Origin of the sequence: Actinosynnema sp. NPDC023658, from assembly GCF_040639995.1 — a bacterium.
In the GTDB taxonomy this organism is placed as follows: Bacteria; Actinomycetota; Actinomycetes; order Mycobacteriales; family Pseudonocardiaceae; genus Actinosynnema.
In genome coordinates, this window is the sequence record NZ_JBFAAX010000816.1 from 1 (window position 1) to 2,506 (window position 2,506).

A 2,506-nucleotide genomic window follows, 5' to 3' on the forward strand; every position below is an offset into this window, starting at 1 on the left:
GAGCACCGCGTTGTGTGCGGCGGCGTCCACCGCCGAGTGCAGGGCGTTGTCGGCGCGCACGAACTCGGCGTCGTCCGCCCCGCCCGCCGCCCGGCGTGCCTCCAGGGCGGCCTCGATCGCGACCACGTCGGCGTCGGTGCGCCGGACGGCGGCCAGCCGGACCGCCTCCACCTCGATCATCATGCGGACCTCGTAGACGTCCGCGATCGCTGAGCGCTTCAGCCGGGTCGACCAGTCCTCCGCGGCCTCGGTGGCGATGACGAACACGCCCGCGCCCTGCCTGGCCTGCACCAACCCGGCACCCGCCAGCGCGCGCAGCGCCTCCCGGACCGTGGAGCGGCCCACGCCGAGGGCGGTGGCCAGCGCGGTCTCGCCGGGCAGCTTGGTGCCGACACCCCACTCACCGCCGACGATCTGGGCGCGCAGCCGTTCGGCGGCCTGCTCCACGAGGGGAGCCGGTCGCAGGGCGTCGAGGGGCATCGGTGTCGACCTCTCAGGTTCTCTGCTTGTCTGAGGACTCGGGTTGTGGTTACTGTACCGGTCGTGCGGATGATCACCCTCCTCCTCGGGTGCCGCTGCGGGGTCTGACCGGACCGGCCCCTCGCAGCGGGGTTCGAGGCTGCGCCGGTCACCTCGACGGTCGACGGAGAGCAAGACGATGCCCGCAGCCTTCCCCACGGTCCGCACCCCTTCCGGAGCGGTTCCGGCCGACGCGCCCGCGTGGAACCCGCAACGCCCGAGCTCCATGCCGAGCCACCGCTACCGGCCCGCGCACGAGCGCGTGCCGCTGCCGCTGACCGACCGCACCTGGCCGTCCCGGCGCATCGAGCGCGCACCCCTGTGGGTGCCGGTCGACCTGCGCGACGGCAACCAGGCGTTGGCCGAGCCCATGGACACCGCCCGCAAGCGCCGCATGTTCGACCTCCAGGTGGCCATGGGCTACAAGGAGATCGAGGTCGGCTACCCGTCGGCCAGCCAGACCGACTTCGACTTCGTGCGGCACCTCGCGGAGCGCGACGACCTGCCCGACGACGTCACCGTGTCGGTGTTCACCGCCGCCCGCGCGGACCTCGTCGACCGGACCGTCGAGTCCATCCGGGGCCTGCCGCGCGCACTCGTGCACCTCTACACCGCCACCGCGCCGGTCTGGCGCGACGTCGTCCTCGGCCGGTCCCGCGCCGAGGTGCACCGACTCGTCCTGGACGCGGCCGAGCACCTGCTGCGGCGCGTCGGGGACCGTCCCGGGGTGCGGTTCGAGTTCTCCCCGGAGGTCTTCAACCTGACCGAGCCGGACTACGTGCTGGAGGTGTGCGACAGCGTCACGGAGCTGTGGGACGCGAGCCCCGACCGTCCCGTGGTGCACAACCTGCCCGCCACCGTGGAGATCGCGACGCCGAACGTGTACGCGGACCAGATCGAGCACATGGACCGGCACCTGGCCCGCCGTGACTCGGTGATCCTCTCCGTGCACCCGCACAACGACCGCGGGACCGGCGTGGCGTGCGCCGAACTCGCCGTGCTGGCTGGCGCTCAGCGGGTGGAGGGCTGCCTGTTCGGCAACGGCGAGCGCACCGGCAACGTCGACCTGGTCACCCTGGCGCTGAACCTGCACTCGCAGGGCGTGGACCCGATGGTGGACTTCTCCGACGTCGACACCGTCCGCGAGGTCGTCGAGCACTGCAACCGACTGCCCGTGCACCCGCGCCACCCCTACGTCGGGGACCTCGTGCACACCGCGTTCTCCGGCACCCACCAGGACGCCATCGCGAAGGGCTTGGCGCGGCACGCCAAGAAGGCCGCCGAACTGGGCGTCCCGCCCGAGGCGGCACCGTGGGAGGTGCCGTACCTGCCGATCGACCCCGGCGACATCGGCCGCACCTACGAGGAGGTCATCCGGATCAACTCGCAGTCCGGGAAGGGCGGCATCGCGCACCTGCTGCGCACCCACCACGGGCTCGACCTGCCGCAGGCCCTGCGGCCGGACTTCTCCGGCGCGGTCCAGCGGGTCACCGACGCCACCGGGAGCGAGCTGACGCACGAGGAGCTGTGGGAGCTGTTCCGGACCACCTACGTCGACCCCGGTGCGGAGGGCTGGGTCACCGCGGACTCCTGGTCGACGGCGGAGACCTCGCCGGGTGTGCACCGCTTCACCTGCCGGCTGCGCGTCGACGGGGTCGAGCGCTCCTGCGAGGGCACCGGCAACGGGCCGCTGTCGGCGCTGGCGGACGTCCTGCGCGGGATCGGCGTGGTGGTGGACGTCCTGGACTACAGCGAGCACTCCACGACCACCGGTCCGGGCAGCCACGCCGCCGCGTACGCGCGGTGCGAGGTGGACGGTGAGCTGTCGTGGGGCTGCGGGTGGGACACGTCGGTGCTCACCGCGTCGGTCAACGCCGTGCTCGCCGCGGTCAACCGGGCCAAGGGCGTCGAGTCGTGACGGGGCCGCTGCGGACGGCCGGTGCGGGCACCCGCTGACGAACCCGGCCGCGGCCTGCGTGAGGCAGGC

General features: G+C 73.2%; 2 protein-coding genes. One reads left to right on the forward strand and one right to left on the reverse strand.

What is annotated here, in order from left to right:
• Positions 1 to 480, reverse strand: a 480-nt coding sequence (locus AB0G02_RS35135) for a GntR family transcriptional regulator (RefSeq protein ID WP_360803224.1), incomplete at its 3' end; no start/stop codon positions are given.
• 178 nt (positions 481 to 658) lie between these two features.
• On the opposite strand from AB0G02_RS35135, the gene leuA reads away from it, so the two are divergent.
• On the forward strand, positions 659 to 2,437 hold the full coding sequence (gene leuA / locus AB0G02_RS35140) for a 2-isopropylmalate synthase (protein ID WP_360803227.1): 1,779 nt from the start codon (positions 659 to 661) through the stop codon (positions 2,435 to 2,437).
• Positions 2,438 to 2,506 lie beyond the last annotated feature (69 nt).